Below are 16,388 nucleotides of genomic sequence, written 5' to 3' on the forward strand. Positions count from 1 at the left end.
CCCCAGGAGACCCCCCATGTCGCTCCCTGAAGTCCACCTGATCGGCGGCACCCGCCCCGAGGCCGTCAAGCTCGCCCCCGTCGCGATCGCCATGCGCGAGCAGGGTCTGGTCGAGCCGGTGCTGCTGGCCAGCGGTCAGCACCCGACGATGGTCACCCAGGCCCTGGCCGCGTTCGACCTCACCGCCGACATCACGCTGACCGTCGAGCGGGTAACCGGTAGCCAGGCCGAGCTGTTCACCGAGATGGTCCGGCAGCTCGACGCGCTGTGGGAGGTCCGCACCCCGGCTGCGGTCATCGTGCAGGGCGACACCACGACGAGCCTGGCCGGTGCGCTGGCCGCGTTCTGGCGCCGGATCCCGGTCGTACACCTGGAAGCCGGTCTTCGCTCGGGTGACCTCGACTCGCCGTTCCCCGAGGAGGCCAACCGCAAGCTGGTCGCCCAGATCGCGTCGCTGCACCTGGCGCCGACCCCGCTCGCCGCGATGAACCTGCTCGACGAGAACGTGTCCGGCGAGGACGTCTTTGTCACCGGTAACACGGTGGTCGACGCGACGCTGGCGGTGGCCGGGCGCAAGATGCCGTACGAGAACCAGGCCGTGGCCGCCGCCCGTGCGACCAGCACCAACCGCCTGGTGCTGGTGACCGCGCACCGCCGCGAATCGTGGGGCGCGCCGCTCGACCGGATCCTGGCCGGCGTCCGCGAACTGGTCGCCAAGTACGACGACATCGACGTGATCCTGCCCAGCCACCCCAACCCCGCCGTCCGCGCGCAGGTCGAGGCGGGCCTGGCCGGCCTCGAGCGCGTCACCGTCACCGACCCGGTGGCCTATCCCGACCTGTCCCGCCTGCTCTCCGAGGCCTACCTCGTGCTCACCGACTCGGGTGGCATCCAGGAGGAGGCGCCCTCGTTCGGCGTTCCCGCGCTGGTGCTGCGCGACGTCACCGAGCGCGTCGAGTCGCTGCACGCCGGCTGCGCCAAGCTCGTCGGCTCCGACACCGCCCTGATTGTCGCCGAGGCGTCGGCCCTGCTCGACGACCGCGCCCGCCGCGACGCGATGACTTCCGGCGGAAACCCGTACGGGGACGGCCTGGCCGCCCACCGCACGGCGCAGGCCACCGCCGGCCTGCTCGGCCTCACCAGCTCCCCCGTTGCCATGATCGGAGTGTCCCGCTGATGCGTTTCTCCAAGCCCCTCCTGTCCGCCGGTGTCGCCGCCGTGGCCCTGGGCGCCTTCGCCCTGAGCTCGGTCGGCGCCGAGGCCGCCACCATCAAGCCCGCCGCCGTCGTCACCGCGCTGCCGGCCGCCAAGTCCGGCAAGGCCGCGCCGACCGGCGGCACCGCGAAAACCCTTGTCCTGTACGACACCACGGGCGACTACGGCTGGATGGGCGAGGTCTACGCCACCCAGACCGCGAACCTCAGCTCGCACTTCGGCTCGTGGACGGCCGCCCCGGTCGGCGCCTACAAGACCGGCGACCTCAACGCCTACACCGCGGTCATCTACGTCGGATCCACCTACGACGAGCCGATCCCGGCCGCCTTCCTCACCGATGTGGCCGCCACGACCAAGCCGGTCACCTGGATGTTCGACAACATCTGGCAGCTGACCGCGACCGGCAGGTTCGCCGCCGAGCACGGTTTCACCAGCGGCGGGTTCGACTTCGCGGACGTGGCCGAGGTCGACTACAAGGGCCAGAAGCTGACCCGCGACACCACCAACAAGTCCGGCATCATGAACCTGTCGATCACGGACGCGTCGAAGGTCAAGACCCTGGCCACCGCCGTACGGCCGGACGGGTCGTCCTTCCCGTGGGCGGTGAGCTCGGGCAACTTCACGTACGTGGGTGAGATCCCGTTCTCCTACGTCACCCACGACGACCGTTACCTCGCGTTCGCCGACCTGCTGTTCGACTCGCTCGGGGACACCGGTGTCACGGCCGACCGCCACCGCGGCCTGGTCCGCATCGAGGACGTCGGCCCCGACTCCGACCCGGACGAGCTGAAGGCCGTCGCCGACTACCTGTCCTCGGAGAAGGTGCCGTTCACGGTCGCCGTCTACCCGCGTTACCGCGACCCCAAGGGCGTCAACAACGGCGGCAAGGCCCAGGACTACACGCTGCTGAGCAAGCCGAAGGTGGTGGCCGCGCTCAAGTACATGCAGAGCAAGGGGGGAACGCTGCTGATGCACGGCTACACCCACCAGTACGGCAACGTCGCCAACCCGTACGACGGGGTCAGCGCGAACGACTTCGAGTTCTACACCGCGCACGTCGACGCCAACGACAGCGTCATCTACGACGGTCCGGTGGCCGGTGACTCGGCGGCGTGGGCGACCGGCCGGATGCTCGCCTCGGGCCTGGTCTTCGCGGCGGCCGGCCTGGGCACGCCGACCATCTTCGAGTTCCCGCACTACGCCGCCAGCGCCGCCGACTACCAAGCGGTGAACACGCTCTTCGGCAAGCGCTACGACCGGGGCCTCTACTTCCCGGGTGTGCTCAGCGGCGGCAAGCTCGACTACAGCCGTCAGTTCGGACAGTTCTTCCCGTACGTGGTCCGGGACGTCTACGGTTCGGTCGTGGTGCCCGAGAACATCGGCAACATCGAACCCGAGGCGTTCAACAACCACCCGGCCCGGGTCTCCTCCGACCTGATCGCCTCCGCCGAGCGCAACCTCGCGATCCGCGACGGCGTGGCCAGCTTCTTCTACCACCCGTACCTGGGCACCGACTACCTGAAGCAGGTCGTCACCGGTGTCAAGGCCGAGGGCTACACGTTCGTCTCGGCCAACACGATGCTCACCACCAAGTAGGCCGTTGCTTGTCAGGCGCCGCCCGTGTCATCCGACGCGGGCGGCGCCTTCGTGTCACCCGGGTTCCTGGAACAGCGTGATGTGCAGGTCGCCCGGGGCCTCGAGGCGCGCGTTGACCGATTGCCACGGCGTCACCGTCGGCGGCGCGACCACTTCGGCGCCGGCCTCGACCGCCTCCGCCGTCTTCGCGGTGACGTCCCCGACCTCGAGCGCGATCCGGAACCGGGGCGCCACCGGCCGGCCCACCTCGACCGCGTCGACATAGCGGTGGTGGGCCGGGTTGGCCAGTTCCAGGGTGGCCCGTCCCGCCTGCAGAATCATCACGCGCTCGTCCCCGTCGCCGCTGAAGGCCGCCTCCTCGTCGAGCCCCAGCGTGTCGCGGAAGAACGCCACCGCCGCGTCGAAATCCTCGACCTCGACGACCAGCCGCATCTGCCGAACCTCGCCGCTCATCTTCTGACCTCCCGCTCGTACCGCACCTGCATCTCGCCGCTCATCTTCCAGCCGCCCGCTCGTGCAGCACGCGCATCTCCTCGTCGAACGGTTTCACCGGGCCGGTGACTCGCAACCCCGGCACTATGCGGTCCACGGGAAGGACCGCGACCGGTGACGGCGGCTGCCCCCATCCGGCGCGCCAGGCGGCCAGCTGAGCAGCCGACCCGGCGTACACAATCGGTCCGAGCCCCACCCAGCCGTGCGCGGCGGCACACATCGGGCAGTGCTCCCCCGAGGTGTAGACCGTCGATGCGGCCCGCTCCTCGGCGCTCAGGTTGGCCACACTCCACAACGCCAGCCGCAGCTCCGGATGAGCGGTCGGGTCGTCCTCGCTCACTTCGCGGTTGCGGTCCTCGGCCAGCACCCGGCCGTCGGCTCCCACCAGCACCGATCCGAACGGAAAGTCACCCCCGTCGAGGGCTTCCGCCGCCAGCTCCACACACCGCCGCAGATATTCGTCGGTTGTCATCCCGCCACTGTCCCGCTTCGGCCCACGTTCCGCCGCGCGTGGGGCACAATCTGGGCTGTGTCGCCTGATCTGGTTCGGACGAGGGTGGCGGCCGCGGCGCATCCCGACGCCACCGTCGAGGTGCTCGGGTCGCTGGCCGCGGATCCGTCGGGCCGCGTGCGGCGGATCGTGGCGGGGCGGGAGCGGACGCCGGTGGAGACGTTGCGGGCGCTCGCCGGGGATCCGGACGCGGGCACGCGCGAAGCGGTGGCGGCCAACGTCCGAACGCCGGGCGAGGTTCTGGTCGCGCTGGCCGGCGATCGACGGTACGAGGTGCGCTACGCGGCGGTCGGCAATCCGGCGGCCGGCGACGCCGTACGGGAAACGTTCTGCTCTTCCCCGTACGAGGATGCGCGGTTGATGCTGGCTCAGCAGCCCGGCCTTCCGAGCGCCGTCGTCGCGCGGCTGGCGCGGGATCCGGCTCGGGCGGTGCGGGAGTTCGTCGCCGAGCACACCGACGATCCGGACGCGCTCGCGACGCTGGTTGAGGACGGCCATCCCGCCGTACGGGCCCAGGCCGCTCAGAATCGTCACACCACCGAGGAGCAGCGCCGTCAGTTGGCGCGTGACCCGGCGGCGACGGTGCGGTCCGCGCTGCTGCACGCGATGGCCCGGCTCGGATGGGTGATTCCGGAGGACGATCTGCTGCGGCTGGCCCGGGACCGCTCGGTCAACGTGCGCTACTGGGTGGCCGGGTTGCCCGGGTCGACGCGAGCGGTCTACGAGATTCTGGCCGAGGACCCGGACGACCAGATCGCCACCAACGCGCGCCGCTGGCTCGTTCCGGGGCCGGAGCGCGGCGGTTTTCCCGATCCGCGGCGGCTGGGACGGCCCGCGCCACATATCGACGCCTATCTTTGGAATCAGTTCGCGAACCGGTGACACCGCCCACGGAACAATCGCCTACAGGGTGTAGGATCTGGCGGATGTTGGCGGGACGCGAAGGCGAGCTGATCGATCCCGTCGCGATGTCACTGCGGATCATCCTCGAATGCGAGGAGGACCGGGTGCCCGCGATCGGGGCCCGCATCTCCGAGCGCCTGGACCGCAGCGCGCCGACGGTGAGCCGGATGGTCGACCGCATGGTGCGTGACGGCCTCGTGCAGGTCGATCCGCGGCGCCGGTTGCTGCTGTCGGCCCGGGGCCGCCGAATCGCGACGGCCGTGCTTCGCAAGCACCGCCTGGCCGAGGTGATGCTGGTCAGCGAGCTGGGCGTGCCCTACGAGCAGGCGCACGCCGAGGCCGACCGCCTGCAGCACGCGATCGGCGACCGCGTCGAGAGCCACCTGTTCGCGCGGCTCGGGCAGCCGACCCATTCCCCGTACGGGAATCCGATCCCCGGCCTGCCCGGCATCGGTGGACCCCGTTCGCCGCGAGCCTCGCGGGCCGAAGTCGACCTGGCCGCGCCCGCCCTGATCGGTTGCGTGCTGGTCACCCGCATCGGTGAGGGCGCCCAGTCGGACGCCAAGCTGCTGGGCCAGGTGCGCCCCGGCGACAGCGTCGTGGTCTACCGCGACCTCGAGCAGGTCGTCATCACCGCGCAGGGGCCGGAGATCCGCCTGCCGATGTCGGTGGCCCGCGCCGTCCACGCCGTCAAACCCCGCCGGCCGAGCCGCTAGCGATCCTTCGCGTATCGCAGGATCTCGTCGATCAGGCGGGCGGTGCCCTCGTCGGCCAGGGAGTAGAAGATCTGGCGCCCCTGACGGCGCCGCCGCAGCAGGCCGGCGTCGACCATGTAGCGCAGGTGGTGGGCGACCACCGACTGGTGCGCCTCGATCGCCTCCGCCAGCGCCGACGGGGTCGCCTCCCCCTCACGCAGCAGAGCCACGATGTGCAGCCGGCTGCCGTAGGCGAGGCCCCGCAACGCTTCCACCGCCCGGTCGAGCGTGCTCCCGGCGGTCATCCCGGCGCTGCGCGGCGTGGGAAGGTCTCGGGTGTCGGCCGGGGACGTGTGGTCGACGGTGCTTTCTCCGGTCACGCGGGCACCACCGAACGGGTTGTCGCGAGCAGCGTCCGCAGGCGGGTGCAGAGCCAGGAGACCAGCAGCACGCCGGTCGCGGTGAGCGAGATGGCGGCGCCGGCGGCCACGTTCCACTGGCCCGACATCCACAGGCCGGCCAGGCCGCTGCCCACGCCGAACACAACCGCCAGCGCGGTGATGAGCGGCAACCGGTCGGACCACAGGCGGGCGGCCGCGGCGGGCGCGACGATCAGCGACAGGGCCAGGATCGTGCCGACCGCCGGCACCAGCGTGACCACGACGACCTCGATCGTCAGCAGCAGCACCACGTCCCAGGCCCCGAGGCGCAGCCCGGCTGCCTCGGCGCCACCGCGGTCGAAGGCGATCTGCACCAGCGGACGGGCGCCGGCCAGCAGCACGAGCGCCACCACGACCAGCACCACGGCCGTGGTCACGACATCCGGCACGCCGACCGTGAGGATCGAGCCGACCAGGAACGACGACAGGGCACGGCTGAACCCGCTCTGGGTGGCGACCAGCGCCGCGCCCAGCGCGAACCCGGCCGACAGCAGCACTCCGGTAGCGGCGGCCGCGTCCTGGCCACGTCGGCGGGTCAGGGCGGCCACGCCCAGCGCCACCACGGCACCGGCCACGACCCCGCCGAGCATGATGTTGACGCCGATGATCGAGGCGGCGACCACGCCGGGGAAAGTCGCGTGGGTCAGCGCCATCGTGAAGAACGACAGCCGGCGCAACACGACCTGCACCCCGATCAGGCCGGCGAGCGCCCCCGCGAGCACCACCTCGGCGGTCGCGCGGTGCAGCGCGTCATCCCACCAGTTCATGGGCGGAGTTCCTCTCGGGCACGGGCGGCGGGCTGCCTCGACGTCGGTCGCGAATCAGCCGTACGGGAATGAGCAGCAGATACGCCGCTACCAGCAGAAGCACCACCGACGAGGCCGAGGTCAGCGCGACGCCGTAGGAAAGGGAGGCGGTCCAGCTGAGCAGCAGTCCCGCGTAGCCGACGCCGGCGATCAGCACCGTGCCGAGGACGGCCATCACGGCGAGCCGGTCGGTCACCATGCGGGCGGCGGCCGCCGGGACGATGAGCAGCGCCACCACCAGGATCGTGCCGACCGCCCGGACCGCGGCCACGACGACGAGGGCGACGATCACGTTGAGCCACAGGTCGATCCACGCGATCCGGTAACCGGCCGCGGCGGCTCCGGCCGGGTCGAACGTACGGAAAATCATCGCCCTCGCCCCGATCAGCAACGCGACCAGAACCACGGCGGCCAGCACGGCGGTCTCGGCGATCTGGTGCGGCGTCACGGTCAGCAGCCGTCCGAAGAGGAACGACGTCAGATCCGAGGTGTACGAGGACCGGCGCGAGACGAGCACGACGCCGATCGAGAACATGGCGGTGAGCACGACGGCCGTCGCGGTGTCGTCGGAGACCCGGGCGCCGCGGGTCAGCACGGTCAGCACCACGGCGGTGAGCAGCGCGGCGACGAGCGCGCCGATGAACACGCCCTCCAGTCCCCCGGCCACAAATCCGATGACCACGCCCGGGAAGACGGTGTGGGTGAGCGCGTCGGAGACGAAGGAAAGGCGCCGGGCGTACACAAAAACGCTGACGGGGCCGCAGATCAGGGCCAGCAGCACGATCTCGGTGAGCGCCCGGCTCATGAAGTGCAGCTCGAACGGTGCGATCACGGCTCGATCAGCACCATGTCATTGTCAAGATCAACGACGCTTCCCCCGTACGTCCGTCGCAGCGGCCCGGCCGTCAGGGTCTCGGCCGGAGGGCCGACCGCCCACTGCCGCCCGTTGAGCAGGCAGACCAGATCGGCCAGTTCCCGCGCCACCGCGAAGTCGTGCGTGCTGACGACCAGCGCGGCCCCGTCGGCGCTCAGCTCGCGCAGCACCCGCACGATGGCTTCCTGGCTCACCACGTCGACGCCGTTGAACGGTTCGTCGAGCAGCAGCAGCCGGGGTTCGGCGGCGATGGCCCGGGCCAGCAGCACCCGTTGACGCTGCCCGCCCGAGAGCGTGCCGAACCGGTGCGAGGCCCGGTCGGCCAGCCCGACCCGGTCCAGAGCCTCGGCCACCGCGCGCCGGTCCTCGGTGCGGGCCGGTCGCCACCAGCCGATCCGCCGGTAGCGCCCCATCATCACGACCCGCCGCACGCTGATCGGGAAGTCGGCGTCGAGAGTGTCGGTCTGCGGCACATAGCCCGCGCGGCCGCGCTCGCCGCCGAGCACCTCCGCTTCCCCTCGCAGAACCGGCACGAGCCCCAGCATCGACTTGATGAGCGTCGACTTGCCGGCGCCGTTGGGCCCGACCAGCGCCAGCCGCTGCCCGGCCCGAAGCTCGAGATTCACATCGGTGAGAACCGCGCGGCCTTGATAGCCGAGGCTCACACCCGCATATCGCAGGGCCAGTGTCATCGTCCGCCCCTCTGTTCCGGGCGCCCGGGCGCCCTCGTTCCGCGGCGCCCGCTCGCCGAACGCCGCCACCACTGAGCGCGCTCGGAGCGCCTTGCTCGCTGCTCGCTCTCCCCACGCCTCTGTCCTGGACGCCCGCGCTTCGAGGCCCCGCTCGGGAACCTCCGCGCTCCAACGCCCTCGAGCCAGAACGATAATCGTTTTCAAAAATTATCGTCTAATTGCGAGATGGCGATCCGTGCATCCGTCCGGCCCGCGCCGCGCGAACTCAGGGCCGCATCGCCCGCGTCACGTCCGTCAGGAACTGGGTGACAATGCGACGGGAGTCCTCGTCGAGGGAACGGCTCAGGGCGTCGATGGCCAGAATCGAGGGGCGCAGGAGTTCCAGCGTGGCCCGCAACGCCGACGGGGTGGCCGAAACCGTGACTCGGCGGCGGTCCGAAGGATGGCTCGTGCGCTCCACGTGGCCGGCGCTCTCGAGACGGTCGATCAGCACCGTGGCCGACGCCGAGCGGATGCCCAGACGCGACGCGATCTCGGCCGGCCCCATCGGGCCGTGTTGCTGCAGCAGGGACAGGGCGTTCATGTCGGTGCCGTTGACGCCGAGCTCCCGCGAGGCCCGCGCCGCCAGTTCCCGCGAAGCGCCGATGAGCTGCTGGACCGCGAGGGTCGTGTCGGCGAGCTCGGGCAGGAGGCTCTGATCGTCGCTCATCGGTGTTCCCGCACCTTGGGCAGCGGCCATCCGATGAAGTCGGCGACGTCCTCGTCGGGGGTGGATTCCTGGGTCACCCAGTCTTCGAGGGCGCGGCACAGCGAGGGCGGCACCCCGGCCGTGGCGATGTCGGGCCACACCGCCTCGCCGAACAGGTCGTCCACGCCGACCCAGCCGGCCAGCACCAGCCGCCCCTCGTCGGCCAGGAAGGGCGCCTCCAGATAGCGCCGCACATGGTCGCGGCAGGCCTCGTCACCGTGGCGCGAGCCCATCAGCCACCGCCCGATTCATCGGCAGCCCACCGCCGGGGCACGTTGCGCTCGATACCGACGCCCATCAGCAGGCACCACCTCACGCACTCGATCCGCCCCACGCCCGTCCGCCCTGATCATCACCCAATTCCCGCGAGATAGCTAGACTCTCTAGCATCTCGATCAGAGAGCTAACCCACGTCGCCGCCACCGACGCGCCCTCAGCTCAGACGGCGGAGACTGCCACGGTTCCATCCGACGTGCGGGCAGCCGGCGCCACGAAGGGTCAGGCGGTCAGGGCGATGTATTTCTCCTCCAGGAACTCCAGAATCCCCTCGGTCCCGCCCTCACGCCCGAGCCCGCTCTGCTTCACCCCGCCGAACGGCGCCGCCGGATCGCTGACCACGCCCCGATTCACGGCCACCATCCCCGACTCGAGCCGGCGAGCGACCGCCACCGCCGGACGCTCCTCGCCGAAGACGTACGCCATCAGGCCGAACTCGGTGTCGTTGGCCATCCGCACCGCCTCGTCGACATCGGTGAAGCGCACCACGGCGGTGACCGGCCCGAAGATTTCCGTACGGTTGATGACCGACCCGTGCTCGACGCCGGTGAGCAGGGTGGCGTCGTAGAACGCGCCCGCGGCCCGGCCACCCCGCCGCAGAGTGGCCCCTTCGGCGACGGCCGCGTCGACCAGCGCGGCCACCTTCTCGCACTCGGCCCGCGAGACGCACGCGCCGAGCTCGTTGGCCCGGTCGAGTCCGGGGCCGGCCGGGATCGCCCCGAGGGCGGCGTCCATCCGGGCGACGAACTCGTCGTGCACCGAGTCGTGCACATAAAAACGGTTGGCCGACGTACAGGCCGACCCGCCGTTACGCATCTTCGCGAGCAGGGCACCCGCCACCGCTTCGCCGAGGTCGGCGCCCGGCAGCACGATCAGGGGCGCGTTGCCGCCCAGCTCCATCGACGTGTTGACGACCCGGTCGGCGCACGCGTGCAGCAGTTGCCGGCCGACCTCGGTCGAGCCGGTGAACGACAGCTTGCGCACCTCAGGCCGGTCGAGCATCAGTTGCACCATCGGCCCGGTCGGCACCGGCGTGACCAGGTTGACCACCCCGGCCGGGAGCCCGGCGCGGAACAGGGCCTCGACCACGTACGCGGCGGTCAGCGGAGTTTCGCGGGCGGGCTTGAGAATTGTCGTGCACCCGGCGGCCAGGGCCGGCGCCAGTTTGCGCGTGGCCATCGCGGCCGGGAAGTTCCACGGCGTGATGAGCAGCGACACACCCACGGGCTGCCGGTCGACGATGATGCGTTTGTCCCCGGCGGGCGAGAGCCGGTAGTCGCCATGCACTCGGACGGCCTCCTCGGCGAACCATCGGAAGAACTCGGCCGCATACCTGGCTTCGGCGACCGCGTCGGCCCAGGCTTTGCCGTTCTCGCGCACGATGACCTCGGCCAGGTCGTCGGTCTCGGCGGCCAGGATCTCGTACGCGGCCCGCAGCAGTTCACTCCGTTCGCGCGGTGGTGCGGCCGCCCAGCCGTCCTGCGCGGCGGCGGCCGCGTCGACGGCGTCGTGGCAGTCGCCCGCGGTCGCGATCGCGAAGCGGGCCACGGTCGACTGGTCGGCCGGGTCGACCACCTCGAAGCGGCCGCCGTCCGCGCCGGGCCGCCATTTGCCGTCGATGAACAGGTCGGATCGCAGCGTCATGTCGTTGATCCTAATGTCGGACCGTCATACAATCTAGCGATGTCCGACGCGTTCCTGGCCGCCCTTCCCGAGGGCTTCGGCTCACTGCTGCACGGCGCGATCGACGTGCATGTCCACGGTCAGCCCGATGTGTCGGCGGCGCTGCCCAACCGGGGTTCCGACGTCGATGTGGCGCGGCTGGCTCACGCGTACGGTATGTCGGGCTGGGTTCTGAAGTCGCATCTCTGGCCGACGACCGACCGGGCCCGAGCGGTCACGCAGGCGTTGGCCGGGATCCACCGCCCGGCGACCACGATCGAGCCGAGCGCGGCCGCCGGAGCCCAAAGCCCGGCGGCCACAACCGGTTTCCGGGTGTTCGGCAGCATCACGCTCAATCCCCCGGTCGGCGGTCTCGAACCGGCCGTGGTCGAGATGGCGGCGGCCCACGGCGCGCGGGTGGTGTTCCTGCCGACGTGGGGTTCGGCCGCCGACATGGCCCGCGACGGTTACATCACGAGGCTGCTGCGGCGGTCGGCACCCTCGTTCGACGAATACGCGGCCCGCCAAGCCGTCGCGCTCTGCGATCCGAGCGGGCGATTGTCCCTACGGGCAAGGGAAGTTGCCGACGCCTGCCGCGCGCTCGGCCTGGCGCTGGCGACCGGGCACGCCTCGCCCGCCGAGAGTCGCGCCGTCGCCGCGTATGGCGCCGAGATCGGGCTACGGGTGCTGGTCACCCATCCGCTGCACTACACCACCGACCCGGCCGAGCTGCGCGAGTTCGCCGACATGGGTGCGCTGCTCGAGTTCTGCAACGCTCCCCTGCTGCATCCGGAGGGACATTTGCGCGTACGGGATGTGCACGATGCTCTGACGGCCGTCGGCGCCGACAATGCGGTCCTCACCACCGACGTGTTCAGCCGCTGGGTGCCGCCCGAGCCGGAATGCCTGCGCATGTTCGTCGAACAACTCGCCCACCTCGGCTGGACCGCCGAGCAGATCCGCACGATGGTCGCCACCAACCCCCTCACCTTCTTAGGAGAACCGGCATGAGAGTCGCCCACGTCGATCCGGCGGACATGACCGACGCCCAGCGCGCGCTCTACGACCGCTACGCCACCGGACCGCGGGCCACGCCGGACAATCCGTTCCTGCTCGTCGCGCCGGACGGCCGGTTGCAGGGCCCGCCGGCGATCTGGGTCCTCAGCCCCACGTTCGGCTCGGCGCTGCAACAGATCGGCGCCGCTGTCCGGTTCGGTTCGGCGCTGCCCGCGCGGGCCTGCGAGATCGCCATCCTGCTGGTCGGTCACCACCACCGCAGCCCGTTCGAGCTGTACGCCCATGAGCGGGCGGGCGCGGCGGCCGGACTGACGCCGGCGGACCTGGCCGCGCTGGCCGACGGCAAGGATCCGGCCGACCTGACCGAGGTGGAAAGCGCGGTGCTGCGGTCCACGCGGGCGATCCTCGACCACGGCACCCTCGACGAGACCGAGTTCCGGGAGGCGTCCGGGGTGCTCACCGAGGCCGGGTTGTTCGAGCTGGTCACGATCGTGGGCTACTACACGATGGTCGCGTTGCAGCTGGCCGTCTTCGACGTGCGGCCGCCGGCGTGAACTGGTCGATCCAGATCCTCGAGTACGGCTACGTCGACCGGTTCCCGGCCAGCAACCTGTTCGCCGCCCAGCCGAACGAGGGCCACCGCCGGATGCCTTACTGCTTCGGACTGCTGCGCTCGGCCGGCCGATGCATCCTGGTCGACACCGGCTTCGCCGACGAGGCCGTCTATCGGCGGCTCACCACCAAATACGGCGAGACGCGGTGGCGGCATCCGGTCGACGCGCTGGCCCGGGTTGGTGTCTCGCCCGGCGACGTCGACACGATCCTGTTGACCCACAACCATTTCGACCACGCCGGCTGCCTGGACGCGTTCCCGGACGCGCACATCTGGATCCAGCGGCGCGAGGTCGAGTCGTACGTCGCCGCGGCCGCCCGGCCCGGCCGGTTCGAATTCCTGACCCGCTCGTGCCAGGCCGACCTGCCGCAGGTCCTGGCGTCACGGCCGTCGACGCTGGCCGACGGTTTCGCCACCGTGGCCCCGGGGGTCGAGCTGCGGCCCGCCTTCGACACCCACACCGCGGGGTCGCAGGTCGTCGCGGTCACCAATGACACCGATGGCACGTGGGTGTTCGCCGGCGACAACGTCTACAGCTACGAGAACTTGGAGGGCCTGCACGGCGACGGCGTGCTGGCGCCGATCGCCATGACCACCGGCAGCGCGGCCACATGGCTGAGCTTCGCCGACGACCTGCTGGCCGGGGTGGGCGGCGACACCCGGCGCGTGTTGCCGTTCCACGAGGCGGCCGTCTGGGACCGTTTCCCCTCCACCGAGGGGCCCGACGGCCTGCACGTGGCCGTGGTCTCGACGGCCGGCGACTGACAAGCCCGATTCCCCGTCCACCGAAGGGCCCGACGGCCTGCACGAGGCCGTGATCTCGACGGCCGGCGACTGACCAACCCGATTCCCCATCCACCGAAGGCCCGACGGCCTGCACGAGGCCGTGATCTCGACTACCGGTGACTGACCTGATTCCCCGTACGCGGCGGGCTCGATTGCCTCAAGGTTGCGGTTCGGGTGCCGATGCCTCAGCCGTGAACAGACGCTCCCGGTGGTTGGTGATGGTGGCGGTGGCCGGGGCAGCGGCCGGTGGCGCCGCCTGGGGTGTGCGCCGCGGCCGGGCCGAGGCAGTCGAACTCGCACGAGCGGGCCTCCCCAGCGCGCCTGACGTTGCCGCGGCGACGGCCGAGGCGCCCGGCAGCCCGGGTGCGCCGACACCGGTGACACAGGCCAGGCTGAAGCTCGCAGCGCAGGGCGACCCGACACCGGTGACACAAGGCGGGCTCGCGCCTGCCACGCCAGTCGAGTCGACACCAACGGCCCCGACCGAGCCGCAGCAGGGCGAGCCGACACCGGTGACGCGGGACGAGCGGACACCGGTGACGCGAGGCGAGTCGACATCGGTGACGCGGGATGAGCCGACATCGGTGACGCGAGGCGAGCGGACACCGGTGACACCGGGCGAGCCGCAGCAAGGCGAGCCGTCGAAGGCGGCACCCCGGCGGCGGCCCATGGTCCTGGTGGCCGGCGTGGTGGCGGCCGCGGCCGGCATCACGGCCGTCGCCACATACATCCATCGCGCCCCGGAAGCCGAGCCCTATGAGTCGGACCCCGCCGCGGTCGCGGAGTTCGAGGCCCGACTGTGGGAATCGAGTCCGTGGCTCTACGCGACACCGGTCCCGCCCGCGGCGATCGACCCCGCGACGACCGCCGGGGCTCCGACGGTGAACCCGCGGCCCACCAGCCCGCCGCCGGCGGTCCCGGCGGGCGGCGGGGTCCTGCCGTCCGACGGCGCCGTCGTCCTGCCCGGCGACTCAGGCGAGGAGATGACGCTCCGCGTGATCCGGATCGCCAACCCGGTCGGGCCGTTCGACCCGCGGAACCCGCACGCGCCCTACCTGCCACCGCGACTCGGCTACCGGCACATCGAGGTCGTCGTCGAGATCAGGAACACCGGCGCCGTCCCGTTCCTGTCCGACGTCGAAAAATACAGCCGGATCGTCGGCAAGGACGGTCGCTCCTACCCGCACGACCCCGAGTTGAGCGCGACCCGCCAGCTCCAGAACCCGGCCCGGCTCGATCCCGGCTCGTGGACCGAGCGCGAAATCGTCTTCGAGCTGAAGGGCGAAGTCGACCCGGCCCGCTTCCGCCTGAGCACCCATCCCGGAGAGGCCGGCCAGACCCAGGAGTGGCAGCTCACCTGAGCACCCACCCGGAGGAAGCCAGCCAGACCCAGAAGTGGCAGCTCACCTGAGCACCCACCCCGAGGAAGCCAGCCAGACCCAGAAGTGGCAGCTCACCTGAGGCGGGCCGCCGCGGTCAAACCGGCGCGGGACCGGACTCAGATCGTCCCGCGCCGCGCCGATAAGCCCCTCCGGACACCGGACTGGCTGAGGGCGGGGAATGAAGAACGGCATCACCGGGCTGCTGCCCGCGGGCGCAGTGGCGGCCGCCGTGGCCGTGCTCGCGGGTATCGTGCTGCCGGCCGGCCTGGCCAACCCGGTCATCGTGCTGGTCGACCTGCTCCTGATCGTGGCCCTGACCGTCATGTTCCACCGCACCGGCCGGGTTCCCGGGCTCGCGCGGCCGACCGCCCGGTTCTGGGCCGGCATGGTCTGGGCCATGGCGGCGTACGCGCTCGGCATGGCCGTCGACCTCGCCAGCCTGCTCGTCACCGCGGTCAGCGGGCGCGAGGTCCCGATGTACGGCGCCCAGCTCGTCTATCCCCTTGCGGGCCTGCTCATCCTGTACGCCGTCTTCCGTTATCCGACGGTCACGCGCACCCGCTCCGAACGCCTGCAGGTCGGCCTCGACATCGGCATCGTGCTGCTCGGCGCGGCCTCGTTCATCTGGTACTTCACGGTCAGCTCACGCTGGACGCCGGGCGACGGCCTGCTCTGGTTGTCCGACGCTCTCGCCCTGCCGGTGATGGTCATGGTCGCCGGGTTCGGCGTGCTGCGCGTCGCGTTCTCGGGCGCCCGGCTTCTGATCCGGCCCACCCTGATCAGCTATATCGTCACCATCGCGCTCTCCGGACTGGCCACCGCCCTGCCCGGCGATCCGGGCGGGGTGCCGATGGCCTCGACCGTGTTGCTGCTCTCGGCACAATTGATCAGCCTGGCCGGGGCGCGGTGGCAGTACGAGGCCACGCTCACCGGCTCGGACGAGCTCCCGCGCCGCAGCCGTCAGTTCACCGTCCTTCCGTACGCCGCCTCGGCCGCGGCCTTCGGTCTGCTGCTGCTCGTGGTCTCCCCCGGTCTGGAGTGGCGCCGGCTGGGTGTGCTGGCCGGTGTGGGCGCGGCGCTGTGTCTCGTGACGGCCCGCCAGTTCGCGGCCCTGCGCGAGAACAACCGGCTGCTCGCCGAGAACCGGGTGCTCACCGAACAGTTGCAGCACCAGGCGTGGCACGACGAGCTGACCGGGCTCGGCAACCGGGCCCAGTTCGTCCGCCGGGCCGACGAGGCCGTGCGGCGGTATCACGAGACCGGCGCCGACACCGCGCTGCTGCTGATCGACCTCGACGGCTTCAAGGCGGTCAACGACACGCTCGGCCACCACGGCGGCGACCGGCTGCTGAGCGAGGTCACCGCCCGGCTGCTGGCGACGGCGCCCGGCGCCACCGTCTGCCGGCTCGGAGGCGACGAGTTCGTGGTGCTGACCGACGGCCCGGCCGCGGAGATCGCCGACCGGCTGGTGACGGCCGTCGCCGAGCCGGTCGTCCTCGACGGGCACACGGCCCGGGTGGGCGCCAGCATCGGCGTCGCCTTCGTCAGCGAGGCCCCCGAGGCGGCCGAGCTGCTGCGCCGGGCCGACGCGGCCATGTACGCCGTGAAGTCGGCCGGCAAGAACGACTGGCGCCTCAGCAAGCCCACAGCCCCAGCCCCAGCCCAAGCCGGTCGGTGAAC

The 16,388-nt window shown here is 71.4% G+C and carries 18 protein-coding genes; 9 read left to right on the forward strand and 9 right to left on the reverse strand.

Annotated features, from left to right (window positions below):
- Positions 1 to 16 precede the first annotated feature (16 nt).
- Together wecB and JIG36_RS04620 are read left to right on the forward strand one after the other, a co-directional pair.
- Positions 17 to 1,177 (forward strand): non-hydrolyzing UDP-N-acetylglucosamine 2-epimerase, encoded by a 1,161-nt coding sequence (gene wecB / locus JIG36_RS04615; protein WP_203374695.1) that lies wholly within the window; start codon positions 17 to 19, stop codon positions 1,175 to 1,177.
- Positions 1,177 to 2,811: a DUF2334 domain-containing protein gene (locus JIG36_RS04620; protein WP_203374696.1), complete on the forward strand. Its 1,635-nt coding sequence runs from the start codon at positions 1,177 to 1,179 to the stop codon at positions 2,809 to 2,811. Before wecB ends, JIG36_RS04620 begins: the two co-directional genes overlap by 1 nt.
- A 54-nt stretch (positions 2,812 to 2,865) precedes the next feature.
- Here JIG36_RS04620 and JIG36_RS04625 read toward each other — a convergent pair whose 3' ends face one another.
- Together JIG36_RS04625 and JIG36_RS04630 are read right to left on the reverse strand one after the other, a co-directional pair.
- A complete protein-coding gene (locus tag JIG36_RS04625) occupies positions 2,866 to 3,264 on the reverse strand; it encodes a VOC family protein (RefSeq protein WP_236045517.1) in 399 nt (132 codons plus the stop codon).
- A 40-nt stretch (positions 3,265 to 3,304) separates the two neighbouring features.
- A complete protein-coding gene (locus JIG36_RS04630; RefSeq protein ID WP_203374697.1) occupies positions 3,305 to 3,775 on the reverse strand; it encodes a nucleoside deaminase in 471 nt (156 codons plus the stop codon).
- Between the two features lie 57 nt (positions 3,776 to 3,832).
- On the opposite strand from JIG36_RS04630, the gene JIG36_RS04635 reads away from it, so the two are divergent.
- Together JIG36_RS04635 and JIG36_RS04640 are read left to right on the forward strand one after the other, a co-directional pair.
- Positions 3,833 to 4,696 carry a hypothetical protein gene (locus tag JIG36_RS04635; protein WP_203374698.1) on the forward strand — a complete coding sequence of 288 codons (864 nt, stop codon included), beginning with the start codon at positions 3,833 to 3,835 and terminating at the stop codon, positions 4,694 to 4,696.
- A 44-nt stretch (positions 4,697 to 4,740) separates the two neighbouring features.
- A complete protein-coding gene (locus JIG36_RS04640) occupies positions 4,741 to 5,433 on the forward strand; it encodes an iron dependent repressor, metal binding and dimerization domain protein (protein WP_236045518.1) in 693 nt (230 codons plus the stop codon).
- On the opposite strand, the gene JIG36_RS04645 is transcribed toward JIG36_RS04640, so the two are convergent.
- The 7 genes from JIG36_RS04645 to JIG36_RS04675 form a co-directional block, all read right to left on the reverse strand.
- Positions 5,430 to 5,792, reverse strand: coding sequence for an ArsR/SmtB family transcription factor (locus tag JIG36_RS04645; RefSeq protein ID WP_307872569.1), 363 nt, complete (start codon positions 5,790 to 5,792; stop codon positions 5,430 to 5,432). The two genes, JIG36_RS04640 and JIG36_RS04645, sit on opposite strands and share 4 nt — an antisense overlap.
- Positions 5,789 to 6,619: a metal ABC transporter permease gene (locus tag JIG36_RS04650; protein WP_203374699.1), complete on the reverse strand. Its 831-nt coding sequence runs from the start codon at positions 6,617 to 6,619 to the stop codon at positions 5,789 to 5,791. Before JIG36_RS04650 ends, JIG36_RS04645 begins: the two co-directional genes overlap by 4 nt.
- Positions 6,603 to 7,490: a metal ABC transporter permease gene (locus JIG36_RS04655; RefSeq protein ID WP_203374700.1), complete on the reverse strand. Its 888-nt coding sequence runs from the start codon at positions 7,488 to 7,490 to the stop codon at positions 6,603 to 6,605. Before JIG36_RS04655 ends, JIG36_RS04650 begins: the two co-directional genes overlap by 17 nt.
- A complete protein-coding gene (locus JIG36_RS04660; protein WP_203374701.1) occupies positions 7,487 to 8,224 on the reverse strand; it encodes a metal ABC transporter ATP-binding protein in 738 nt (245 codons plus the stop codon). Before JIG36_RS04660 ends, JIG36_RS04655 begins: the two co-directional genes overlap by 4 nt.
- Positions 8,225 to 8,489: 265 nt before the next feature.
- Positions 8,490 to 8,933, reverse strand: coding sequence for a MarR family winged helix-turn-helix transcriptional regulator (locus tag JIG36_RS04665; RefSeq protein WP_236045519.1), 444 nt, complete (start codon positions 8,931 to 8,933; stop codon positions 8,490 to 8,492).
- The gene (locus tag JIG36_RS04670; RefSeq protein WP_203374703.1) at positions 8,930 to 9,205 is read right to left on the reverse strand and encodes a hypothetical protein; all 276 of its coding nucleotides are present in this window, start codon (positions 9,203 to 9,205) and stop codon (positions 8,930 to 8,932) included. The genes JIG36_RS04665 and JIG36_RS04670 overlap by 4 nt, the downstream gene beginning before the upstream one ends.
- A 265-nt stretch (positions 9,206 to 9,470) precedes the next feature.
- Positions 9,471 to 10,892, reverse strand: coding sequence for an NAD-dependent succinate-semialdehyde dehydrogenase (locus JIG36_RS04675; RefSeq protein WP_203374704.1), 1,422 nt, complete (start codon positions 10,890 to 10,892; stop codon positions 9,471 to 9,473).
- 39 nt (positions 10,893 to 10,931) lie between these two features.
- Between JIG36_RS04675 and JIG36_RS04680 the strand changes: the two genes are divergently transcribed.
- The 5 genes from JIG36_RS04680 to JIG36_RS04700 all read left to right on the forward strand — a co-directional run bounded on the left by JIG36_RS04680 (position 10,932) and on the right by JIG36_RS04700 (position 16,386).
- Positions 10,932 to 11,921, forward strand: coding sequence for a DUF6282 family protein (locus JIG36_RS04680; RefSeq protein WP_203374705.1), 990 nt, complete (start codon positions 10,932 to 10,934; stop codon positions 11,919 to 11,921).
- Positions 11,918 to 12,481, forward strand: a complete 564-nt coding sequence (locus tag JIG36_RS04685) for a carboxymuconolactone decarboxylase family protein (RefSeq protein WP_203374706.1) — start codon at positions 11,918 to 11,920, stop codon at positions 12,479 to 12,481. The genes JIG36_RS04680 and JIG36_RS04685 overlap by 4 nt, the downstream gene beginning before the upstream one ends.
- A complete protein-coding gene (locus tag JIG36_RS04690; protein ID WP_203374707.1) occupies positions 12,478 to 13,305 on the forward strand; it encodes an N-acyl homoserine lactonase family protein in 828 nt (275 codons plus the stop codon). The genes JIG36_RS04685 and JIG36_RS04690 overlap by 4 nt, the downstream gene beginning before the upstream one ends.
- 605 nt (positions 13,306 to 13,910) lie before the next feature.
- Complete coding sequence (locus tag JIG36_RS04695) at positions 13,911 to 14,687, forward strand: hypothetical protein (protein WP_236045520.1); 777 nt, start codon at positions 13,911 to 13,913, stop codon at positions 14,685 to 14,687.
- Between the two features lie 199 nt (positions 14,688 to 14,886).
- A complete protein-coding gene (locus JIG36_RS04700) occupies positions 14,887 to 16,386 on the forward strand; it encodes a diguanylate cyclase domain-containing protein (protein WP_203374709.1) in 1,500 nt (499 codons plus the stop codon).
- Positions 16,387 to 16,388: the final 2 nt, after the last annotated feature.

The organism is Paractinoplanes ovalisporus, from assembly GCF_016834655.1.
Taxonomy (GTDB): Bacteria; Actinomycetota; Actinomycetes; order Mycobacteriales; family Micromonosporaceae; genus Actinoplanes; species Actinoplanes ovalisporus.